This is a genomic window from Aeromonas sp. EU05-FHT14A05 (assembly GCF_058791175.1).
Map to the genome: position 1 here is coordinate 34,305 of NZ_JBYTDH010000007.1, position 18,593 is coordinate 52,897.

General features: G+C 60.1%; 17 protein-coding genes. 9 read left to right on the plus strand and 8 right to left on the minus strand.

The genetic code is table 11. From position 1 onward, the window contains the following. Positions 1–5: 5 nt before the first annotated feature. The 6 genes from AC3WR3_RS11705 to AC3WR3_RS11730 all read left to right on the plus strand — a co-directional run bounded on the left by AC3WR3_RS11705 (position 6) and on the right by AC3WR3_RS11730 (position 6,637). Positions 6–479, plus strand: coding sequence for a DUF3299 domain-containing protein (locus AC3WR3_RS11705; RefSeq protein WP_202047172.1), 474 nt, complete (start codon positions 6–8; stop codon positions 477–479). Positions 480–611: 132 nt separating this feature from the next. Then, a complete protein-coding gene (locus AC3WR3_RS11710; RefSeq protein WP_492291918.1) occupies positions 612–1,460 on the plus strand; it encodes a TIGR03899 family protein in 849 nt (282 codons plus the stop codon). 263 nt (positions 1,461–1,723) lie between these two features. Beyond that, positions 1,724–3,352, plus strand: coding sequence for a methyl-accepting chemotaxis protein (locus tag AC3WR3_RS11715; protein ID WP_492291919.1), 1,629 nt, complete (start codon positions 1,724–1,726; stop codon positions 3,350–3,352). 558 nt (positions 3,353–3,910) lie between these two features. Beyond that, on the plus strand, positions 3,911–4,309 hold the full coding sequence (locus AC3WR3_RS11720) for a hypothetical protein (protein WP_492291920.1): 399 nt from the start codon (positions 3,911–3,913) through the stop codon (positions 4,307–4,309). A gap of 182 nt (positions 4,310–4,491) precedes the next feature. Beyond that, positions 4,492–5,379 (plus strand): alpha/beta hydrolase family protein, encoded by an 888-nt coding sequence (locus AC3WR3_RS11725; protein ID WP_492291921.1) that lies wholly within the window; start codon positions 4,492–4,494, stop codon positions 5,377–5,379. Positions 5,380–5,761: 382 nt separating this feature from the next. Next, a complete protein-coding gene (locus AC3WR3_RS11730; protein ID WP_492291922.1) occupies positions 5,762–6,637 on the plus strand; it encodes a toll/interleukin-1 receptor domain-containing protein in 876 nt (291 codons plus the stop codon). 212 nt (positions 6,638–6,849) lie between these two features. On the opposite strand, the gene cysC is transcribed toward AC3WR3_RS11730, so the two are convergent. From cysC to cysG, 5 genes are all read right to left on the minus strand, one after another. After that, positions 6,850–7,443 carry an adenylyl-sulfate kinase gene (cysC, locus tag AC3WR3_RS11735; protein WP_492291923.1) on the minus strand — a complete coding sequence of 198 codons (594 nt, stop codon included), beginning with the start codon at positions 7,441–7,443 and terminating at the stop codon, positions 6,850–6,852. A 49-nt stretch (positions 7,444–7,492) separates the two neighbouring features. Next, positions 7,493–9,217 (minus strand): SLC13 family permease, encoded by a 1,725-nt coding sequence (locus tag AC3WR3_RS11740; protein WP_492291924.1) that lies wholly within the window; start codon positions 9,215–9,217, stop codon positions 7,493–7,495. Between the two features lie 4 nt (positions 9,218–9,221). Then, the gene (gene cysN / locus AC3WR3_RS11745; protein WP_492291925.1) at positions 9,222–10,649 is read right to left on the minus strand and encodes a sulfate adenylyltransferase subunit CysN; all 1,428 of its coding nucleotides are present in this window, start codon (positions 10,647–10,649) and stop codon (positions 9,222–9,224) included. A 23-nt stretch (positions 10,650–10,672) separates the two neighbouring features. Continuing rightward, the gene (cysD, locus tag AC3WR3_RS11750) at positions 10,673–11,581 is read right to left on the minus strand and encodes a sulfate adenylyltransferase subunit CysD (protein ID WP_492291926.1); all 909 of its coding nucleotides are present in this window, start codon (positions 11,579–11,581) and stop codon (positions 10,673–10,675) included. Between the two features lie 104 nt (positions 11,582–11,685). Beyond that, on the minus strand, positions 11,686–13,116 hold the full coding sequence (gene cysG, locus AC3WR3_RS11755; protein WP_492291927.1) for a siroheme synthase CysG: 1,431 nt from the start codon (positions 13,114–13,116) through the stop codon (positions 11,686–11,688). A gap of 198 nt (positions 13,117–13,314) precedes the next feature. On the opposite strand from cysG, the gene AC3WR3_RS11760 reads away from it, so the two are divergent. Further along, on the plus strand, positions 13,315–14,238 hold the full coding sequence (locus AC3WR3_RS11760; RefSeq protein WP_139434046.1) for an SPFH domain-containing protein: 924 nt from the start codon (positions 13,315–13,317) through the stop codon (positions 14,236–14,238). Further along, positions 14,235–14,690: an NfeD family protein gene (locus tag AC3WR3_RS11765; protein WP_139434045.1), complete on the plus strand. Its 456-nt coding sequence runs from the start codon at positions 14,235–14,237 to the stop codon at positions 14,688–14,690. Before AC3WR3_RS11760 ends, AC3WR3_RS11765 begins: the two co-directional genes overlap by 4 nt. An 81-nt stretch (positions 14,691–14,771) precedes the next feature. Here the strand turns inward: AC3WR3_RS11765 and AC3WR3_RS11770 are convergent, their stop codons facing one another. The 3 genes from AC3WR3_RS11770 to AC3WR3_RS11780 all read right to left on the minus strand — a co-directional run bounded on the left by AC3WR3_RS11770 (position 14,772) and on the right by AC3WR3_RS11780 (position 17,689). Next, a complete protein-coding gene (locus AC3WR3_RS11770; protein ID WP_025328222.1) occupies positions 14,772–15,005 on the minus strand; it encodes a hypothetical protein in 234 nt (77 codons plus the stop codon). Positions 15,006–15,314: 309 nt separating this feature from the next. Next, complete coding sequence (locus AC3WR3_RS11775) at positions 15,315–16,364, minus strand: oxidoreductase (RefSeq protein ID WP_429161075.1); 1,050 nt, start codon at positions 16,362–16,364, stop codon at positions 15,315–15,317. A 158-nt stretch (positions 16,365–16,522) separates the two neighbouring features. Further along, positions 16,523–17,689, minus strand: coding sequence for a multidrug effflux MFS transporter (locus AC3WR3_RS11780; protein ID WP_162519103.1), 1,167 nt, complete (start codon positions 17,687–17,689; stop codon positions 16,523–16,525). Between the two features lie 235 nt (positions 17,690–17,924). Here AC3WR3_RS11780 and rdgB point away from each other — a divergent pair, with 235 nt between their 5' ends. Then, a complete protein-coding gene (gene rdgB / locus AC3WR3_RS11785) occupies positions 17,925–18,521 on the plus strand; it encodes an RdgB/HAM1 family non-canonical purine NTP pyrophosphatase (RefSeq protein ID WP_492291928.1) in 597 nt (198 codons plus the stop codon). Positions 18,522–18,593 lie beyond the last annotated feature (72 nt).

Consider the following 18,593-nt stretch of genomic DNA (forward strand, 5'->3'; position numbering starts at 1 on the left):
GACAGATGATGAAGTGGAAGATAGTGGCGCTGCTGGCCAGCCTGCTGGTGCTGCCTGCCATGGCCGCCGATTACAAGACCATCGACTGGGACGTCTTGATCCCGGAGGGGGAGAAGCTGCTGCCACCGCCCCAGGTCAATCACGAAGATCCCATGTCGGTGCCGCAGCCGGTGGGCGGGGTGAACAAGAAGCTGGACAACCAAGAGGTGCGGATCCCCGGCTTCGTGGTGCCGCTAGAGGGGGATGCCAAGACCATCACCGCCTTCCTGCTGGTGCCCTACTTCGGCGCCTGCATCCACGTGCCGCCGCCCCCCACCAACCAGGTGATCTACGTGAGCTACCCCAAGGGGGCACCGGTGGACGATCTCTGGGACGCCATCTGGGTCAAGGGCAAGATGCACACCGTCAGCTCCAGCCACGAGATGGCGACCGCCTCCTACTCCATGGATGCGGTCGAGGTCAGCGTCTACGAAGAGTAAGCCACACCGATGGCCTCCTGCGGGAGGCCATTTTTTTATCCTGGGCCCGGTGCGCCGTCCCCGCCTGAGGGATTGTTCATGGGCCCGGTTGGAGTAACATTCAACACCAGACCCTGCGATCACGGAGCCAGCATGGCCGACCTGCCCCCCAAGAAAGAGAGTGCCATCCTGAGCAGCCAGGAGCAGACCCTGCGCCTGGCCCGCAGCCGTGGCATAGACGGCATGCTGACCCGCAACAGCGACAGCACCTTCGAACAGCGCGCCACCTTCCGCCATCTGGCGGATCAGGCTGCCCGCCAGCGCAATCTGGAGGCCATCATGGTGATGGCCGCCCGCCACTGTGAAGAGACGGCGGCCGGCGGCGAGATGGACAGCGACTGGCTGACCCGCTTCCTGCAACTGGCCGAAGACATCAGCATGGTGCCCATGCAGCAGCTGTGGGGGCGGATCTTCGCCCTGGAGGTGGCGACCCCGGGCCGCTTCTCCATCCGGGCCCTCAACACCCTCAAGGAGATGACCCAGCGCGAAGCCCAGCTGTTCCAGCGCATCTGCGCCCTCTCCTGCCACTACGAAGGCAGCGACGAGCAGCGCCTGCTGCTGGGCATGCACAAGGGGGCTGGCCTGCTCAGCCGCGCCAAGGTCACCCGGATGGGGCTTGGCAAATACCGGGTCCCCTACAGCGCCCTGCTGCTGCTGTGCGATCTCGGCCTGCTGCACCGCGGCGAATTGGAATCCGGTCCCCTGCCTGCGGACGGGGTCGAGCTGGCCTTCGGCAATCAGCGCTGGCGCCTGCGCCAGCGCCAGAGCAACCTCACCCTGCTCTATTACCGCCTCACCCCCATCGGCAACGAGCTTGCCCTGCTGCTGGAAGAGCCCCCCCTGGAGGAGTACCTGCAGGACTTGAAGACCCTGCTCTCCACCCACCTGCAGATAGAGACCCAGGGGCCGGCCCCGGTCGGCGAGCCCGATCTCCCCAGCTGATCCCGGCGGGGCCCCCCCGGCCCCGCCTTGCCAAATTGCGAAACCCGTCCCGCCGTTGCCAAAACGGCTCCCAAAAAGCGAAACGATTCAGCAGGCGAAGACGCAGGCCCGGCTCGTTTTCGTCGATTCCCGGGTTTTGGGCAGACAAGATGCATTCTGCACACAATTTAAGCGCCTTCTGACACTCTGGTGCACGGCTTGCAATGGGACCACTAGTCCCAAATTGTCGGGACTCATCATCCCCTCCACAGCCGGACGTCGCCATGAGAGTCAATCAACCCGTTACCCAGCGTGAGCGCCTCTATCCAGTGCACCAGAACCTCATCTCCACCACGGATCTGGAGAGCCGCATCACCTATGCCAACGACGAATTCTGCCAGATCGCCGGCTTCACCCTGGAGGAGCTGCAGGGCGCGCCCCACAATCTGGTCCGCCACCCCGACATGCCACCCCAGGCCTTCGCCGACATGTGGCGCCATCTGCGGGAAGGCAAGAGCTGGATGGGCCCGGTCAAGAACCGCTGCAAGAACGGGGATCACTACTGGGTCAGCGCCTTCGTGACCCCCATCCAGGATGCGAGCGGCAAGGTGGTGGAGTACCAGTCGGTGCGCACGGCGCCGGATGACGCAGTCAAGCAGCGGGCGGAGCGAGTCTATGAGGGGATACGCAGCGGCAAGACCCCGCGGGCCCTGCGCCTTCCCCCCTTCTCCCACACGCTTGCGCTCACTCTCTGCCTGCTGCCTTGCCTGGCGGCCCTGGTGGCTCTGGGCTATCAGCACGGCACTGACTGGCCCCTTCTCCTCGGCGCCCTCTCCCTGATGCTGGCGCTCGCCATCAACCAGACCCTCTCTCGCCGCCTCGCGCGGCTGGATACCCTGGCTCGCGACCGCTTCGACAACCCCTTGATGCAGCTGCTCTACACCGGCCGGGTCGATCGCCTGGCCGCCGTCGAGCTCGCCATGCAGATGAACCAGGCCGAGTTCAATGCGGTGCTGGCCCGCACCCAGCAGACCTGCCAGCAGATCCTGACATCCGCCCAGACGGATCTGCACAACGCCGAGACCATCACCGACAACCTGCAGCAACAGCAGGCCCAGACCAACCAGGTGGCGACCGCCATCACCCAGATGGCGGAGTCCATCCGCGAGGTCTCCCACAGCTCGACCGCCGCCTCCGATCGGCTCGATGAGACCGCCGATCTGTTCAGGGAGGGCAACCGCAGCGTGCAGGAGACACTGGTCGAGGTGGGGGGGATGCACAGCGAGCTGATCGCCTCCAAGGGGGTGATCACCACCCTCGCCACCCAGTGCCGGGCCATCGACGGCATCCTGGATGTTATCAACAACATCGCCAACCAGACCAACCTGCTGGCCCTCAACGCCGCCATCGAGGCCGCCCGGGCCGGCGAGGCGGGTCGCGGCTTCTCTGTGGTGGCGGACGAGATCCGCACCCTGGCCATCAAGACCCAATCCTCCACCGGCGAGATCCAGAAGATGATCACCCTGCTGCAAGGCAGCGCCGGGGATGCGGAACAGGCGATGGAGAAGGGAGAGCAGCGCTCCGCCATCTGCCGACTCAAGGCCGCCGCCACCGGGGACGTGCTGCAACAGATAAGCGATCGCCTGTTGCAGGTGGCCTCCGGCAGCAGCCAGATAGCCCAGGCGGTGCAGGAGCAGTCCCAGGTCACCGCCGACATCGACCGCAGCGTGCTCAGCATCAAGACCCTGGTCGACGACTCCAGCCAGGGCAGCCGCCACGCCGTGCAGGGCATCATTCAGCTGGTGCGCCAACTCGGCGAGCTGGAGCGGCTGGTGCGCCAGTTCCAGCAGCATCCCGCCGCCCAGCCAACCAGTGCGACCCTGACCAGCGGCCAGCCCCTGCTGGCCCGATGAGCCCTCACGGAGCAAACCAGACCCAAAGAGCGTGCGCTAATACAAAAAAGCATGGGCCCCTGTCGTCACCGACAGCGGGCCCAATTATCTCTGGTGGGAAATACGAGTCTGACCGGGCTGCCCCGCCTGGACTAGCGCCCGGGCAAGATGGTCCGTCGCGAATCCGCCCGCGCAGCCACCTGCCTGCCTTGCCGTGCGACCATATCGGCGACGCAGCATGGCGCTCAGCAGAGCTGATCATCCTGGTTCACTCCCGCCCCATACACCGAGAGCGTTGAGCCTGAAAAAGAGCAGAGCCTTGGGAGCCTTCTCATCCACCATCCCCTCCCGACCACAACTCCATACCCACTCAATTTATTGATCTTGCCCGAGAAACTACCAGTTCCCCCTTCCCTAGCAGGCTCCGTTCGGTAACATAGCCATCAGGATCACCTCTTGTCGGAGCAGCCATGTACCAGACCAGAGCCACAGGGAAAGGATCAGCAGACTGGAGGCTGAAATTCAGGGGCGGTAGCTTTGCCTGAATGTTGGGAAGATCACGACCAAAGGGGTAAATGTTTGAAAAGAAAACCAATAATCAAGCTTTCTCATATTCAAGAAGTTATCAAGTTATTTGATTCAATAAGCCAAGACGCGAACTTACCTGATACATATTACGAGATGTCTCGTTATATAAGATCAACTGAATATGATGAAATGAATTTGTATGAACTTTCTTTTGAACCTTATTTATCTATAGCTAAGCAATGTGACATGAATTTTTTTGCCCTGTATCAGAGTAAACAACGAATATATCTTGTTCATTGTAACGATGCCGGTCATCCCCCACCTCGATGGGAAGCCCATCCTATCAAATTATCTCAACTTAAGGATATTGAGTTGATGATGTTTTTAATGCGAGACCACGCCTATCAATTGGTGCTTAGGAATATGCAAGATTTAGCCTATAAAATTTAAGCCATTCAATATTCCCACATAGATAAACCGATAAGATTGATAGCATATTCATAGCATGTGATTGCCACATTTGTCTTAGTATCAATCATTAAAAAACCACAACCATCATATTCAACATGAACGTTCGATTAATATTTTTTGGTTTTCTTTTTTTGACGAGTTCGGTGAACCCTCAGGAGATCATGACTCGCATAGTTAGCAGGGATGATGGTTCGTTTATCTCTTATTATCTTGTCCAACATGCCCATGACACAGATACACTGCTGTTGATCCTGCAAGGCTCTGATTGCAATAGTGTCTTGAAAATAGCGTCCATACTCACCGAGTATAAAAATGTTTGGTCAGAAGCTGACCTGTTGTTAATCGAAAAATACGGCATCACTCGTAAATTAAAATACAGTCCCGACCCGGCACGCAAGGATTGCCCTGCTCAATACCTTGAAAAGGACAGCCCTGCCCAGCGAGTAGCGGATATCAAGGTTGTACTCGATATCATCCGAAAAGACGGCCAATACAAGAGATTTATCCTCTTGGGCGGCAGTGAAGGGGCCGTTATCGCCAACCTGGTGAGCGCAGATATTGACTCTATCGATGCCACCATCGCCTTTAATGGCGGTGGTCGCAGGTTTATCGATGACGTCTCACACAGTATCGCTGTAAAACATAACAACCCCGAAGCGGCGAGAAAAGAGAACGACGGTTTAAAAGGGTTTGCCGAGCATGTGCGGAGCAGCAAACCATTTGAGCTTGAAGTCAGCGGACACGGTTATCATTGGTGGCAGCAGATGCTATCCATCGATCAGCTTGATACCCTGCAAGACGTAAAATCCCCTTTGCTGATCATTCAGGGAGGAATGGATACCTCGGTATCACCTCAAAAAACAGATGAATTGATGCAGCGCCTTAAAGAGCTCGGGAAGAACAATATCGAGTATCGGCGTTATGAAGCGCTTGACCATGGATTGAAAAACAGTGACGGGAAAAGCCTGCGCAAAGAGGTCGTCGGCGATATAAATATTTGGTTAAGGTCGAAGCTAGGCAACCCAGCCAATAAATCCAGTGATAACTGATTGAGGTAGAGCGGGGTTGGTTAGTTTCCTCTTCATACGATGATAAGCAGTTTATGTATTCACCTTTTGCCGAAGTCAGCTATGAGTCAGACCAGAGCCACACCACAGGGAAAGCGTAGCAAACTGGAGGCTGAAATTCAGGGGAGGCAATCTTGCTGGCGATCACTATGTCAATACCTTCGCTGCCTTTCTAATTGCGTATAAGGAGGAAGCCAAGCGTATACTCTTAGCTTCAGAGATATACATACAAGAGATTTATTTTAAATGTCACTTTCGTGGCCTACATCAGGGCGAAGCGGAGTTAGATGGAAGGCGGTATTAAGGTCTTAGTACCACCTCCCATCTAGTCACTGTCGTGCCAAAAAATAGGAGTTCGTCTTCGATGATAACAAGTGTTTTCTTGAGCCATAATCACGCTGACAAGGAATTTGTTAGAAAATTGGCAAGAGATTTAGCAAATCACAACGTTAAATGCTGGCTTGATGAAGCGGAAATGAAAATTGGGGATTCTCTGATCCTGAAAATCAGAGATGGGATTGATACTGTCGATTATTTCGCTGTAGTTTTATCCCCAAATTCAGTAAAAGCACCGTGGGTAGTAAATGAACTAGATGTGGCAATGAACCATCAAATAAATGGAAAATCCATCAAGGTTCTTCCGATCATGCTTAAGGAGTGCGAACCGCCAAGTTTTTTGGTTGGTAAACTTTATGGCGATTTCAAGGATGATAGCAAATATATTGAATCTTTTAAAAAGCTACTAAACTCTATCGGCGTAGTTTTTAATAAAAACGCGATGAGCGATGATTATTTTCCAAATAATTTAGGGACTGCCCTTGACAAGGCAGCATCTTATAACCTGCCACTAATGAGCGCTCCATTTCATCGTCCATTTCAATATATAGGTCTGAACATAGATAGGGCAGAAAAGGCGGTCGGGGTCAAAGCGAATGATGTTGGTAACATCATAGTTGAGAGTGACGAATGCCATATGCTTTTGGAGGCAGAGGGCAATTTTATAAGTTATGTTGATATAGAGCTAAAAAGAACAGCCCCACACAAGCAGGATCAGGAGTTTGATTCTGAATCGATACTTGGCGCATTGAGTATAAGTTTGTCTGAGCTTGAATTAGTAAGAAAGAAAACGCACTACCATACCTATTATGAACATCGTAGAAGATTGAAAGTTGGGGTTTCGTGTCAATATGATGGAGCTCCAATTTCTGTAGGATTTAGTTCAAAATACTACGGCCAGTAGTACCAACTACGCATAACAAGCCAATGCACACGGAGCTAACTAAGTTGGCCTAGTGATTGGGGCATTAGTCAAATAAAAATACATCTTTTCATCTCCATACAATATGCCTCATGAAGCCTCTTGCCACTGACAATAAGGGGAATAGTTGGTAGACAATAAACAAGGGGGCAAACGCCCCCTTGTTTATCAAATTTCGGTTCGGATAAGCGACCTCAGCCGATCAACCCCCGCTGCCTTAGTGCAGTCAGCAACTCATCCACCAGCACTTCCACCGGCTTGCCGGCGTTCAGCAGATGGATTTCCGGCTGCTCCGGGGCCTCGTAGGCGGAGTCGATACCGGTGAAGTTGCGAATTTCCCCGGCTCGCGCCTTTTTGTAGAGCCCCTTGGGGTCGCGCTCTTCACAGACGGCGAGCGGCGCATCGACAAACACCTCGACGAACTCGTCAGCACCCAGCAGGCTGCGCACCAGATCCCGTTCGGCACGGAATGGCGAGATAAAGGCAGTGAGCACGATAAGGCCCGCATCCACCATGAGTTTTGCCACCTCGCCGACCCGGCGGATATTCTCCTGGCGGGCAGCGTCATCGAAGCCGAGATCGCCGCACAGGCCGTGGCGCACATTGTCCCCATCCAGCAGATAGGTGTGCTTGCCCGAGGCGGCCAGCGCCTGCTCCAGCGCCCCCGCCAGGGTGGACTTGCCCGCCCCGGAGAGCCCGGTGAACCAGATCACCAGGGGCTTTTGCCCCTTCTGCTCGGCCCGGCTCTGTTTGTCGACGGCATGGGCATGCCACACGATATTGCTCATTCAAACTCCTTGCGAGGCATCAGGGCCCCAAAACGAAGAGGGTTGCGCCTTAAAACGGAAACAGCAGGGGCACCATGACGATCACCCCGAGGCTGTAGGCCAGGGAGACAGGCACCGCCAGCTTGAGGTAATCCGGCATCTTGTAGTTGCCCGCCGCATAGACCATCAGGTTGGTCTGGTAGCCGTAGGGCAGTATAAAGCTGGAGCTGGCCCCGAACAGCACCGCCAGGATGAACGGCATGGTGGAGACGTCCATGCTGAGCGCCAGCTGGTAACCCATGGGGAAGGCCAGGGCCGCGGCGGCGTTGTTGCTCATCAGCTCGGTCAGCACCAGGGTGAACAGGTAGATGCCGATAAAGGCGATGAGGGGGCTGGAGCCGTTGAACTCCCCCATCAGCCAGTCGGCAATCAACCTGGCCAGCCCGCTCTTCTCCAGCTGATCGGCGATGGCCAGCGCCCCACCCACCACCAGCCAGATGTCCAGCGGAAAGCGGCGGCGGATCTCGTCCAGGGTCAGGATGCGGGAGAAGAGCAGCACCACCAGCATCACCAACAACCCCTTGAACAGCGGCACCAGATCGAACACCGACAGTGCCAGCACCCCGAGAAAGCCCAGCACCACGGCGGCGCTGCGCTTGCCATCGAGCCGGGTGGAGGCTTCCAGCCCGCTCACCACCACGAACTCCCGGGAGAGGGACTTGTTGCCCGCAAACTTGGGGCCGGGGGCCAGCAGCAGGGTGTCCCCTGCGTGCAGTTCAATCTGGCCGAGGCCGCCGGTGAGCTGGGTCTCGCCCCGGCGCACCGCCAGCACCACCGCATCGAAGTGGGTACGAAACTCCGCATCCTTGATGGTCTGCCCCACCAGCCGCGAGCTGTGGCTGACGATCACCTCCACCAGGTGCTGGCCGTTGAGGCGGTGCTGACCGTAGAGATCCAACCCCTTGAGCTCCTGCAACACGCCGACGCTCTCCACGTCGCCGCAAAACAGCAGCATGTCCCCCTCGTGCAGCTCGTGTTCCGGCTGCACCGGGCAGATCACCTGGTTGCCGCGGATGATCTCGGCAAGATAGAGGCTTTTCAGGCTGCGCAGGCCGTTCTCCTTGACGCTGCGCCCGGCCATGGGGGAACCGGGGCCCACCTTGGCCTCGAGAAAGTAGCCGGATTCCCGGCTCATCTCGGTGTCCTGTTCCGGCAGGTGACGGGCAAACAGCAGCACGGCGACCAGGCCGGTCAGCAATGTCCCCGCCCCCACCATAAAGAAGTCGAACATGCCGAGCGGCGGCGCCCCCATCTTGATGAGGAAGCTGTTGACGATGAGGTTGGTGGAGGTGCCGATCAGGGTCAGCACCCCGCCAAAGGTCGCCGCGAAGCACATGGGCAGCAGCAGCCGGGAGGGCGCATGGTTGGGGTTGCGCTTGACCGCCCCCAGCATGGAGGCCACCACGGCGGTGTTGTTGACGAAGGCCGACAGGAAGGCGGTGGAGAACCACACCTTCACCAGCACCTTGTTGAAGGAGCCGGTGCCCACCAGGTTGGCGAACCAGCTCATGACCCGGGTCTTCTCCACCGCGAGCGACACCAGCAGCAGCAGCACCAGGGTCAGCAGGGCGCTGTTGGTGTAGCCCGCCACCACGGCGTTGATGTCCGCCAGGCCGCTCAGGTAGGTGATGAGCACGGCGCCCGAGAAGAGCAGCGCCGGCCGGAGTTTGCCCTGGATCAGCAGGGCGACGAGGGCAGCCAGCAGACCCAGCACCAGGGATTGTTGCCAGGTCATGGGCTTACTCCTTGCCGGAATCGTTGCTGATGGTCAGCGCCTGCCAGTGGGGGAAGTGCTTGCGCACCAGGGCGTTGAGATCCACTTCGAACTCGCTGTATTGCCCTTTAGCCACTTTCGCGGCCAAGCCTTCCACTATCATGCCCGCGCCCACGGTGACGTTGGTCAGCCGGTCGATCAGGATGAAGCTGCCGGTATCGCGGATCTCCTGGTAGGGGTCGAACGCCACCGGGTCGGTCAGGCTGAATTCACACAGGCCGATCTCGTTGAGCTTGAGCTCGGAGGCGTCCAGCTCGTCCAGCTTGTTGATCTCGATGCGGTGGCGAATGGCCTCCACCTGACCGCGGCTCTTCTTGGTGGCCAGCTTGACGTCATAGACCCGGCCCGGTTGCAGGGACTCTTCCCCCATCCAGACGATGTGAGCCAGCACGTTCTGGGTCACCTGGGGCTTCTTCGCCGCATCCACCAGCAGGTCGCCCCGGCTGATGTCGATCTCGTCCGCGAAGGTGACAGTGATGGCCTGGCCCGGCAGGGCGTACTCCAGATCCCCGTCGAAGGTGACGATGCGAGTTACCGTGCTCTCCTTGCCGGAGGGCAGCACTGCCAGCTTGTCGCCAACCCGCAGGATGCCGGAGGCGAGCGTGCCCGCGAAGCCGCGAAAATCGAGGTTGGGGCGGTTCACGTACTGCACCGGCAGGCGCACCGGGTGACGCTCCAGCTCGCGCTCCACTTCGGCGCTCTCCAGCAATGAGAGCAGGGTCTCGCCCTCGTACCAGGCCAGCTTGTCGCTCTGGTTCACCACATTGTCACCGTCCAGGGCCGAGACCGGCACTATGTGGATGGTGTCGACGCTGAGCTTCCTGGCGAACTCGCGGTATTCGGCACTGATGCGATCGAACACCTCCTGGCTGAACTCCACCAGGTCCATCTTGTTGACCGCCACCACGAACTGCTTGATGCCAAGGAGGCTCGCGATAAAGCTGTGGCGACGGGTCTGATCCAGCACCCCCTTGCGGGCATCGATCAATATGATGGCCAGATCGCAGGTGGAGGCGCCGGTGGCCATGTTGCGGGTGTACTGCTCGTGGCCCGGAGTGTCCGAGATGATGAACTTGCGCTTGGCGGTGGAGAAATAGCGGTAGGCCACGTCTATGGTGATGCCCTGCTCGCGCTCCGCCTGCAGGCCGTCCACCAACAGCGCCAGATCCAGCTTCTCGCCCGTGGTGCCGAGCTTCTGACTGTCGGACTCCAGCGCCTTCAACTGATCTTCATAAATCTGCTGGGAGTCGTGCAGCAGGCGGCCGATGAGGGTGCTCTTGCCGTCGTCCACGCTGCCGCAGGTGAGAAAGCGCAGCAGGCTCTTGTGTTGCTGGGCGTGCAGGTAGGCTTCAATGCCCTGTTCGCTGATGGCGGTCTGAATGTGGTTGTTCATGATGCGATTCCTTAGAACATTTTTTAGAAATAGCCCTGACGCTTCTTCTGCTCCATGGAGCCGGCCTGATCGTGGTCGATGAGCCGCCCTTGCCGCTCGCTCGAGGTGGTGAGCAGCATCTCTTCGATGATCTCGGGCAAGGTGGTGGCATTGGATTCGATGGCCCCGGTCAGCGGGTAGCAGCCCAGGGTGCGGAAGCGCACCAGCTCCTGCTTCATCTCGTCTTCCGGACCTATGGGCATGCGCTCGTCATCCACCATGATCTTGATGCCATTGCGCTCCACCACCGGGCGATGGGCGGCAAAGTAGAGCGGCACTATGTCGATGTTCTCGAGATAGATGTATTGCCAGATGTCCAGCTCGGTCCAGTTGGAGAGCGGGAACACCCGGATGCTCTCCCCCTTGTTGACCTGGCTGTTGTAGACGCGCCACAGCTCGGGTCTCTGGTTCTTCGGATCCCAGCGGTGGGACTTGTCGCGGAAGGAGTAGACCCGCTCCTTGGCACGGGACTTCTCCTCGTCACGGCGGGCGCCGCCGAAAGCGGCGTCGAAACCATATTTGTTGAGCGCCTGCTTGAGCCCCTCGGTCTTCATGATGTCGGTGTGCTTGCCGCTGCCGTGCACGAAGGGGTTGATGTCCATGGCGAGACCATCCGGGTTCTTGTGGACGATGAGATCCAGTCCGTACTTTTTGGCTGTCTCGTCCCGGAACTTGATCATCTCCTTGAACTTCCAGTTGGTGTCCACGTGGAGCAGGGGGAAGGGGATCTTGCCCGGATAGAAGGCCTTGCGGGCCAGGTGCAGCATGACGGAGGAGTCCTTGCCGATGGAGTACATCATCACCGGGTTTTCAAATTCGGCAGCCACCTCGCGGATGATATGGATGCTCTCGGCTTCCAGCTGCTGCAAGTGGGTAAGTCTTTCACGGTCCATGTCTGGGTCCTCGGTTCATTGCTATCGCGCCTGCTCGGGGCGCGGTTCTGGTTCAGTTCGGTGCCGCCTTGGCCGCACCGTCAAATCGATTCGGGTCTCGCCCTTCAGGCCAGGCTCACCAGCTTGAGTTCGTGGCGGCTCGCCTCTGTCTCGGCCCGCTCGCCCGCCTGCTCGCCAAACCAGGCGAGCTGCTTGCGCAAGGCCACCACCTCGCCGATGACGATGAGGGACGGGCTCACCGCCTGCTGGGCCAGTTCCGCCAGCTCGTCGAGGGTGCCGGTCAGTACCCGCTGCCGCGCCGTGGTGCCCCGCTCTATGATGGCGATGGGGGTGGCGGCGCTTCGGCCATGGCTCACCAGCTGCTGCTGGATGTGCTCGGAACGCATCAGCCCCATGTAGATGACCAGGGTCTGGTTGGTTGAAGCGAGCTGCTGCCAGTCGGGCTCCTTGCCCTCCTTCTGGCAGTGGCCCGTGATGAAGACGGCGCTCTGGGCATGGTCGCGGTGAGTGAGCGGAATGCCCGCATAGGCGGTGGCACCGGCGGCGGCCGTGATGCCGGGCACCACGGAGAAGGGGATGCCCTCCTCTGCCAGCACTTCCAGCTCCTCGCCGCCACGGCCGAACATGAAGGGATCCCCCCCCTTGAGCCGCACCACCCGGTTGCCCGCCCTGGCGTATTCCACCAGCAGGCGATTGGTCTCTTCCTGGGGCACGCTGTGGGCCCCCGCCTTCTTGCCGACCGACACCAGGGTGGCGTCCCGGCGCACCAGATCCAGGATCTCCGGGGAGACCAGCTGGTCATAGAGCACCACTTCGGCTTGCTGAATCTGTTGCAGCGCCTTGAGGGTCAAGAGGCCCGGATCGCCTGGGCCCGCCCCTACCAGCACCACTTCCCCCATTTCGGTCTGGGCCTTGTCGAGCCCCTCGTTCAGCCACTGCTCGGCACCTTGCCAATCGGCTTTCTCGATCAGACCGGCCAGGGTGTTGGAGGCGAAGGCGTGCTCCCAGAAGCGGCGGCGATCGGAGAGGGAGGCCAGCACCCGCTTGGCCCGGCTGCGCACCCGGCCGGAGAGTTCCGCCAGTCCGCCCAGATGGCGGGGCAGCAGGCTCTCGAGCCGCTCGCGCAACAGGCGCACCAGCACCGGCGCCTTGCCGCCGCTGGAGACGGCCACCATGATGGGGCTGCGATCGATGATGGAGGGGAAGATAAAGCTGGAGCGCTCGGGGTCATCCACCACATTCACAAAAAGCCCGAGCTGATTAGCGCTCTGGTAGACCAGGGCGTTGACCTCGAGGCTGTCGGTCGCCGCCACCACCAGGATCTGGCCGGCCAGATGGGCCGGCTCGAAGCGCGCCGCCACATGGGTGAAGCGACCGGCGAACTCATGGAAGTCGGGCTCGAGCTCGGGAGAGACCAGGGTCAGCCGGGCACCTGCCGCCAGCAGCAAGCGTGCCTTGCGCAGGGCAACCTCGCCCCCGCCCACCAGCAATACCGGGCGGCCTTCCAACCTGGCAAACATAGGTAAATAATCCATCAGGGCCCACTCCTCGGCATACGACGACATCTTGGGCGACTATAGGCAGGAGTCCTTATCCCTCAAAATAATAAAAAATGCTCTTTAATGCGTTTTAGTAATTAGTAAAGCCGTGCCGTGGCAAAGGGGAGCGAATGTCCTTGTGGCGGTTCGCACCAGACTCTAGGCTAGTGAAAGTGTTTCATAAGGAGCTTTACCATGAATGAGTCATTGATTGTGCTGGGGATCTTCGTGTTCCTGGTGCTGGCCACCCTGAGCGCGGGCATCAAGATAGTGCCACAGGGTTTCAACTGGACCGTGGAGCGCTTCGGCCGCTACACCCGTACCCTGACCCCGGGCCTCAACCTGCTGATCCCCTATGTGGACAGAGTCGGCCACAAGATCATCATGATGGAGCAGGTGCTGGACATCCCGGCCCAGGAGGTGATCTCCCGGGACAACGCCAACGTCACCATAGACGCCATCAGCTTCGTGCAGGTGGTGGATGCCCGCAAAGGGGCCTATGAGGTCAACGATCTCACCAGCGCCATCAGAAATCTGACGATGACCAATATGCGGACAGTGCTCGGCGCCATGGAGCTGGACGAGATGCTCTCCCAGCGCGACACCATCAACGAGAAGCTGCTGCGCACCATGGATGCCGCCACCGCCCCCTGGGGCATCAAGGTGACCCGGATCGAGATCAAGGATGTGCGCCCGCCGCTCGCCCTGGTAGAAGCGATGAACGCCCAGATGAAGGCCGAGCGCCAGAAGCGAGCCGAGGTGCTGGAGGCCGAAGGGGTGCGTCAGTCCAAGATCCTGAAAGCGGAAGGGGAGAAGCAGTCCCAGATCCTCAAAGCCGAGGGGGAACGCCAGGCCGCCTTCCTCGCCGCCGAGGCGCGGGAGCGTGCCGCCGAGGCGGAAGCCAAGGCGACCCACATGGTTTCCCAGGCAATTGCGGAAGGAGATATGCAGGCCATCAACTACTTCGTGGCCCAGAAATACACCGAGGCCCTGGCCCGCATCGGTGAAGGGCCCAACAGCAAGATCATCATGATGCCCCTGGAGGCGGGCAGCCTGATAGGTTCGGTGGCCGGCATGGCCGAGCTGTTCAACAAAGATGGCAAGGTCGGCAAGTCATGACAGCCCTGTTCGAGGGGCTGACCCACTGGCACTGGCTGGGGCTCGGCTTCGTGCTGTTGGCCATCGAGGTGCTGGGATCGGTGGGCTTCCTGCTCTGGACCGGTATCGCCGCCCTGGAGGTGGGGATCTTGCTGCTGATCTGGCCCTTCGGCTGGCAGGCACAGCTGCTGCTGTTCGCGGCGCAGTCCCTGGTGACCACCTGGGCCTGGTGGCGCTGGCAGCACAAGCGCGACCGCTCGAGCCGCGATGCGGCCGCCCCCATCAACGAGCGAATGCAGAGCTATCTGGGACGGGAGCTGACCCTGCTCGATGAGGTGAGCCAGGGGATGAGCCGGGTGCACCTAGATGACACCGTCTGGACGGTGCGCTGCAACCAGCCGCTGGCGGCGGGCAGCAGAGTCCGGGTGACGGGATATGACTCCCATATCCTGCTGGTGGAGCCGCTGCCCTGAGCGGGGAGCCGTTGCCCGCAGTGGCCATAAAAAAACGGGCCCGGCGTTACCGCCGGGCCCATTTTTTTATGAGGTGCAGGCTTAGTTGGCCTTGGCATCGCTCACAGCAGCTTCTGCCTTGGTGGCTACGTCAGCAGCAGCCTTCTCGACGGTAGCAGAGGCTTCGGAAGCGGCCTTCTCTACGGTAGAGGCAGCTTCGCTAACAGTTGCAGCAACGTCGGCGGCCGGAGTAGCGGCCGGAGCGGCGGCTTCTTCTTTCTGACCACAGGCGGTCAACATCAGACCCAGGATACCGGCTACCAGTACTTTGTTCATGTGCATACCCTCAAAAAAAGATGGAGAGATGGTGTCAAAAACCATCACTGTGCGTCTTCGCCCCCGGTAAAACAGCGAGCCACCGGGAGTCGGGAGGCGCGCGAAATATATCCCCATATGCGACCAATGAAAACGCGTATCACAATGATATTTTCTCGTTGGCTGGATAAAAAGAACTACTGCAACGACAAATGTTAATACAATACGCCATTATTGCCGCTAAACCGCACGATTAAACACCAACAAGAGAACGATTGTCAGTCAATGATTGCCATTTCGGCAGCCGTCACCGGTATCGTGAACGTGCCCTCAGTCAGACAGCTTCTGACAGCTCAGCCGCCGCCCCTGGCTGTCGCTCTCTCTGGCCAGATCCAGCAGTGCCATCACCGCCAGGGCCTCCACCGCGGGCACAGGGTTGCCAGCCTCCCCCCTGATGGCGGCGCAGACACCGCGGTAGTAGGCGCCGTAATCCCCGGCCTCCCCGCTCACCGCCTGCACCGAGGATTGCCCCTCCACCATGCGGCTGAGCTGGCCGGGTTCGGGATCCTGGCCCCAGTTCGCCGCGGGCGGGCGCAGGCCGAGCTTGAGCTGCTCCTCCTGCACATCCATGCCGAACTTGATGAAGGATCCTTCGCTGCCGTGGATCACGAAACGCGGCATGGTGGCAGAGACCAGGCAGCTGCCGTGCAGAATGACCCGCATCTCGCCGTAACCCAGCACCACGTGGAAGTAGTCATCGCTCAGGGCGCCGGGGCGCTGGGCGACCAAGTCAGCCTGGATCCAGTCAGGCTGGCCGAACAGCTGCAACGCCTGATCCAGGATGTGGGGACCGAGATCGAACCAGAGCCCGGAACCCGGGCCGCCCGCCTCGCGCCAGCGCTGACGCACCTCGGGGCGGTAGCGATCAAAATGAGATTCAAACTGGGCGATCTTGCCCAGCGCCCCTTCCGCCAGCAGGCGGCGTACCGTGAGGAAGTCTCCGTCCCAGCGCCGGTTGTGGAAGATGCTGAGCAGCCGCTGCTGTTTCTCGGCCAGCTCGACGAGCGCCTCGGCTTCGGCCAGATCCAGCGCGAACGGCTTGTCGATCACCACGTGCTTACCCGCCAGCAAGGCCTGACGGGCGATGGGGGCATGGGTATCGTTCGGGGTCGCTATCACCACCAGATCGACCGTGCTGTCGGCCAGCACCTCGTCCAGGGTGCCGACCTGGCAGCCCGGCAGCTCGGCCTGCACCTTGGCGGCATCACGGCTCACCACCCGGCGCAGGGCAAGCCCCGGGGTGCTGGTCAGGAAGGGGGCGTGGAAGGTCTGTCCTGCAAAGCCGTAACCCACCAGGGCGGCGTTGATTGTCTGACTCATGGGATTCTCCGCTGAACTGTCCAATATGATAGGCACCTGGCGACGCTGCGCCCAAAAAAGAAGGGGGCCTTAAGCCCCCGTTTCGTTCATCAGAGCACAGGATTTATGGCCTGTGCAAGCGACGTTATCCATCGACGCCGGGGCTCTGCCCCCGCGCATCAAGGCTGCAGGCAGAGGCGACGACCCTGCCGCGTCATCAGCATCAGCAAGGGCGGCAGCAGCAGCCACATGTGCAGGGCCAGCTGGCTCAGGGGATCCGGCATCAACCAACCGGTGATCCCCACCAGGGCGCCGGAGCCGCTCATCTGGAACAGACCGAGCAGGGCGGCGGCGGTCCCGGCGCAGTGACCGAAGGGTGCCAGCGCCATGCCGGCGGCAGCGCCCAGTATCATGGCGAAGCCGATGCTGGAGAGGAATACCGGCCCCATCATCGCCAGCGGATGAGCCAGGTGCATGGTCAGCGTCAGCAGGATGGCCGACAGCAGCAGCACCAGCAGGCCGATGCGCAGGGTGCGTCTCGGTCCCACTCTTGCGATGAAGCGCGGCGCCAGGAAGCAGGCCAGGATGTTGAGCGCCGCGTTGGCGGTGAACCAGTAGCTGAACCCGTTCATGTCCAGACCCAGCTTCACCATCAGCTGTACCGGCGCCGCCGTGACATAGGCCAGGATCACCGCCATCGCCAGCATGCAGAGCGCCGCGTTGAACAGGAAGCTCGGGGAGCGCAGCACAGGGCTGTAGCGCGACCAGCTGATGAGCGGGCCGCTGCTGCTGGTCTCCTCCGGGCGGGTCTCCGGCATCCGCCACAGCAGCCAGCTACCGACCACAACGGCATACCCGGCCATAAACCAGAAGTTGGCCGACCAGCCCGCCTTGGCGGTGAGCCAGCCGCCGAGCAGGGGCGCCAGGGCGGGAATGAAGCAGATGGCGCCGTTCAGGTAGGAGATCATCTGACCGCTCTTCTTGGGGCCATAGCTGTCACGTACCACGGAGAAGGCGGCGACCGAGGTGGCACAGGCACCGAAGCCTTGCAGCACCCGCGCCAGCATCAGCTCGCCGAGGCTCGCCGCAAAACCGGCGGCCAGAGCGCTCAGGCCGTAGAGCAGCACGCCGCCAAGGGCGATGGGTTTGCGCCCGTAGCGATCGGCGAGCGGCCCCACCAGCAGCTGACCCAGCCCCATGCTGAACAGGAACCAGGTGATGGTGCCCTGCATCAGGGTCACTTCGGCCCCCAGCTGCTCGGCCATCTGCGGGATGGCGGGCAGATAGATGTCGATGGCCAGCGGGCTGAACAGCACCAGGAGTACAAGCAGAAGAATCAATGGCATCAGTCACCTCAAGCCCTAGGGGAAAATCGATTGGTGCGCGAGTCTACTGACTCAGAGTAATGAATTGAAATGGTATTTAATCACTTCGGTTATTCCTCCTTGGAAACATGTATTTTATCCACTCCTCTGCACTGCCGCGGCGACCCACATCCGGTGCCGGATTGCAGGCAATTGGCGCTTTTACTAAACCCCTGCCCCGCATAGAATGCGCAGATTATTTTTGCGGAGGTGCGTGATGAACAAGCTTGTCCTGGCAACAGGGAACCAGAAAAAGGTGAAGGAATTGGCCGCCATGCTGGCCGATATGAAGATCCAGGTGATCCCACAGAGCGAGTTTGCGGTCTCCGATGCCGACGAGACCGGCACCACCTTCGTCGAGAATGCCATCATCAAGGCACGCCACGCCGCCCGCATCACAGGCCTGCCCGCCGTCGCCGACGACTCAGGCCTGGAAGTGGACCTGCTGCACGGTCGCCCCGGCGTCTACTCCGCCCGCTTTGCCGGCGCCGGTGCCAGCGACAAGGAGAACATCGACAAGCTGCTGGCCGAGCTGCAAGGCGCCCCCGACTACCTTAAGAGCGCCCGCTTCTGGTGCGTGCTGGTCTATATGCGCCACGCCGACGATCCCACCCCCATCATCTGCCAGGCGAGCTGGGAGGGGATGATCATCGACGAGCCCCGTGGTCAGCACGGCTTTGGCTATGATCCCGTGTTCTTCGTGCCGGATCACGACTGCACCTCGGCCCAGATGCCGGCGGAGCTCAAAAACCAGCTCAGCCATCGCGGCCAGGCCCTGGGCAAGCTCAAGGCGGCGCTGGCCGCGGCGCACTGAGACCCGACCGGGCGCCGGGATACGCCGGCACGCATTTCATCTACAATGGGGGCCACCCGACCGGCCCCCATT

What these genes read in the sequence shown, in the direction of transcription:
- AC3WR3_RS11705 (WP_202047172.1), top strand. Translation starts at nt 6, where the DNA reads ATGATGAAGTGGAAGATAGTGGCGCTGCTGGCCAGCCTGCTGGTGCTG.
- AC3WR3_RS11710 (WP_492291918.1), top strand. Translation starts at nt 612, where the DNA reads ATGGCCGACCTGCCCCCCAAGAAAGAGAGTGCCATCCTGAGCAGCCAG.
- AC3WR3_RS11715 (WP_492291919.1), top strand. Translation starts at nt 1,724, where the DNA reads ATGAGAGTCAATCAACCCGTTACCCAGCGTGAGCGCCTCTATCCAGTG.
- AC3WR3_RS11725 (WP_492291921.1), top strand. Translation starts at nt 4,492, where the DNA reads ATGACTCGCATAGTTAGCAGGGATGATGGTTCGTTTATCTCTTATTAT.
- AC3WR3_RS11730 (WP_492291922.1), top strand. Translation starts at nt 5,762, where the DNA reads ATGATAACAAGTGTTTTCTTGAGCCATAATCACGCTGACAAGGAATTT.
- cysC (WP_492291923.1), bottom strand. Translation starts at nt 7,443, where the DNA reads ATGAGCAATATCGTGTGGCATGCCCATGCCGTCGACAAACAGAGCCGG.
- AC3WR3_RS11740 (WP_492291924.1), bottom strand. Translation starts at nt 9,217, where the DNA reads ATGACCTGGCAACAATCCCTGGTGCTGGGTCTGCTGGCTGCCCTCGTC.
- cysN (WP_492291925.1), bottom strand. Translation starts at nt 10,649, where the DNA reads ATGAACAACCACATTCAGACCGCCATCAGCGAACAGGGCATTGAAGCC.
- cysD (WP_492291926.1), bottom strand. Translation starts at nt 11,581, where the DNA reads ATGGACCGTGAAAGACTTACCCACTTGCAGCAGCTGGAAGCCGAGAGC.
- cysG (WP_492291927.1), bottom strand. Translation starts at nt 13,116, where the DNA reads ATGGATTATTTACCTATGTTTGCCAGGTTGGAAGGCCGCCCGGTATTG.
- AC3WR3_RS11760 (WP_139434046.1), top strand. Translation starts at nt 13,315, where the DNA reads ATGAATGAGTCATTGATTGTGCTGGGGATCTTCGTGTTCCTGGTGCTG.
- AC3WR3_RS11765 (WP_139434045.1), top strand. Translation starts at nt 14,235, where the DNA reads ATGACAGCCCTGTTCGAGGGGCTGACCCACTGGCACTGGCTGGGGCTC.
- AC3WR3_RS11770 (WP_025328222.1), bottom strand. Translation starts at nt 15,005, where the DNA reads ATGAACAAAGTACTGGTAGCCGGTATCCTGGGTCTGATGTTGACCGCC.
- AC3WR3_RS11775 (WP_429161075.1), bottom strand. Translation starts at nt 16,364, where the DNA reads ATGAGTCAGACAATCAACGCCGCCCTGGTGGGTTACGGCTTTGCAGGA.
- AC3WR3_RS11780 (WP_162519103.1), bottom strand. Translation starts at nt 17,689, where the DNA reads ATGCCATTGATTCTTCTGCTTGTACTCCTGGTGCTGTTCAGCCCGCTG.
- rdgB (WP_492291928.1), top strand. Translation starts at nt 17,925, where the DNA reads ATGAACAAGCTTGTCCTGGCAACAGGGAACCAGAAAAAGGTGAAGGAA.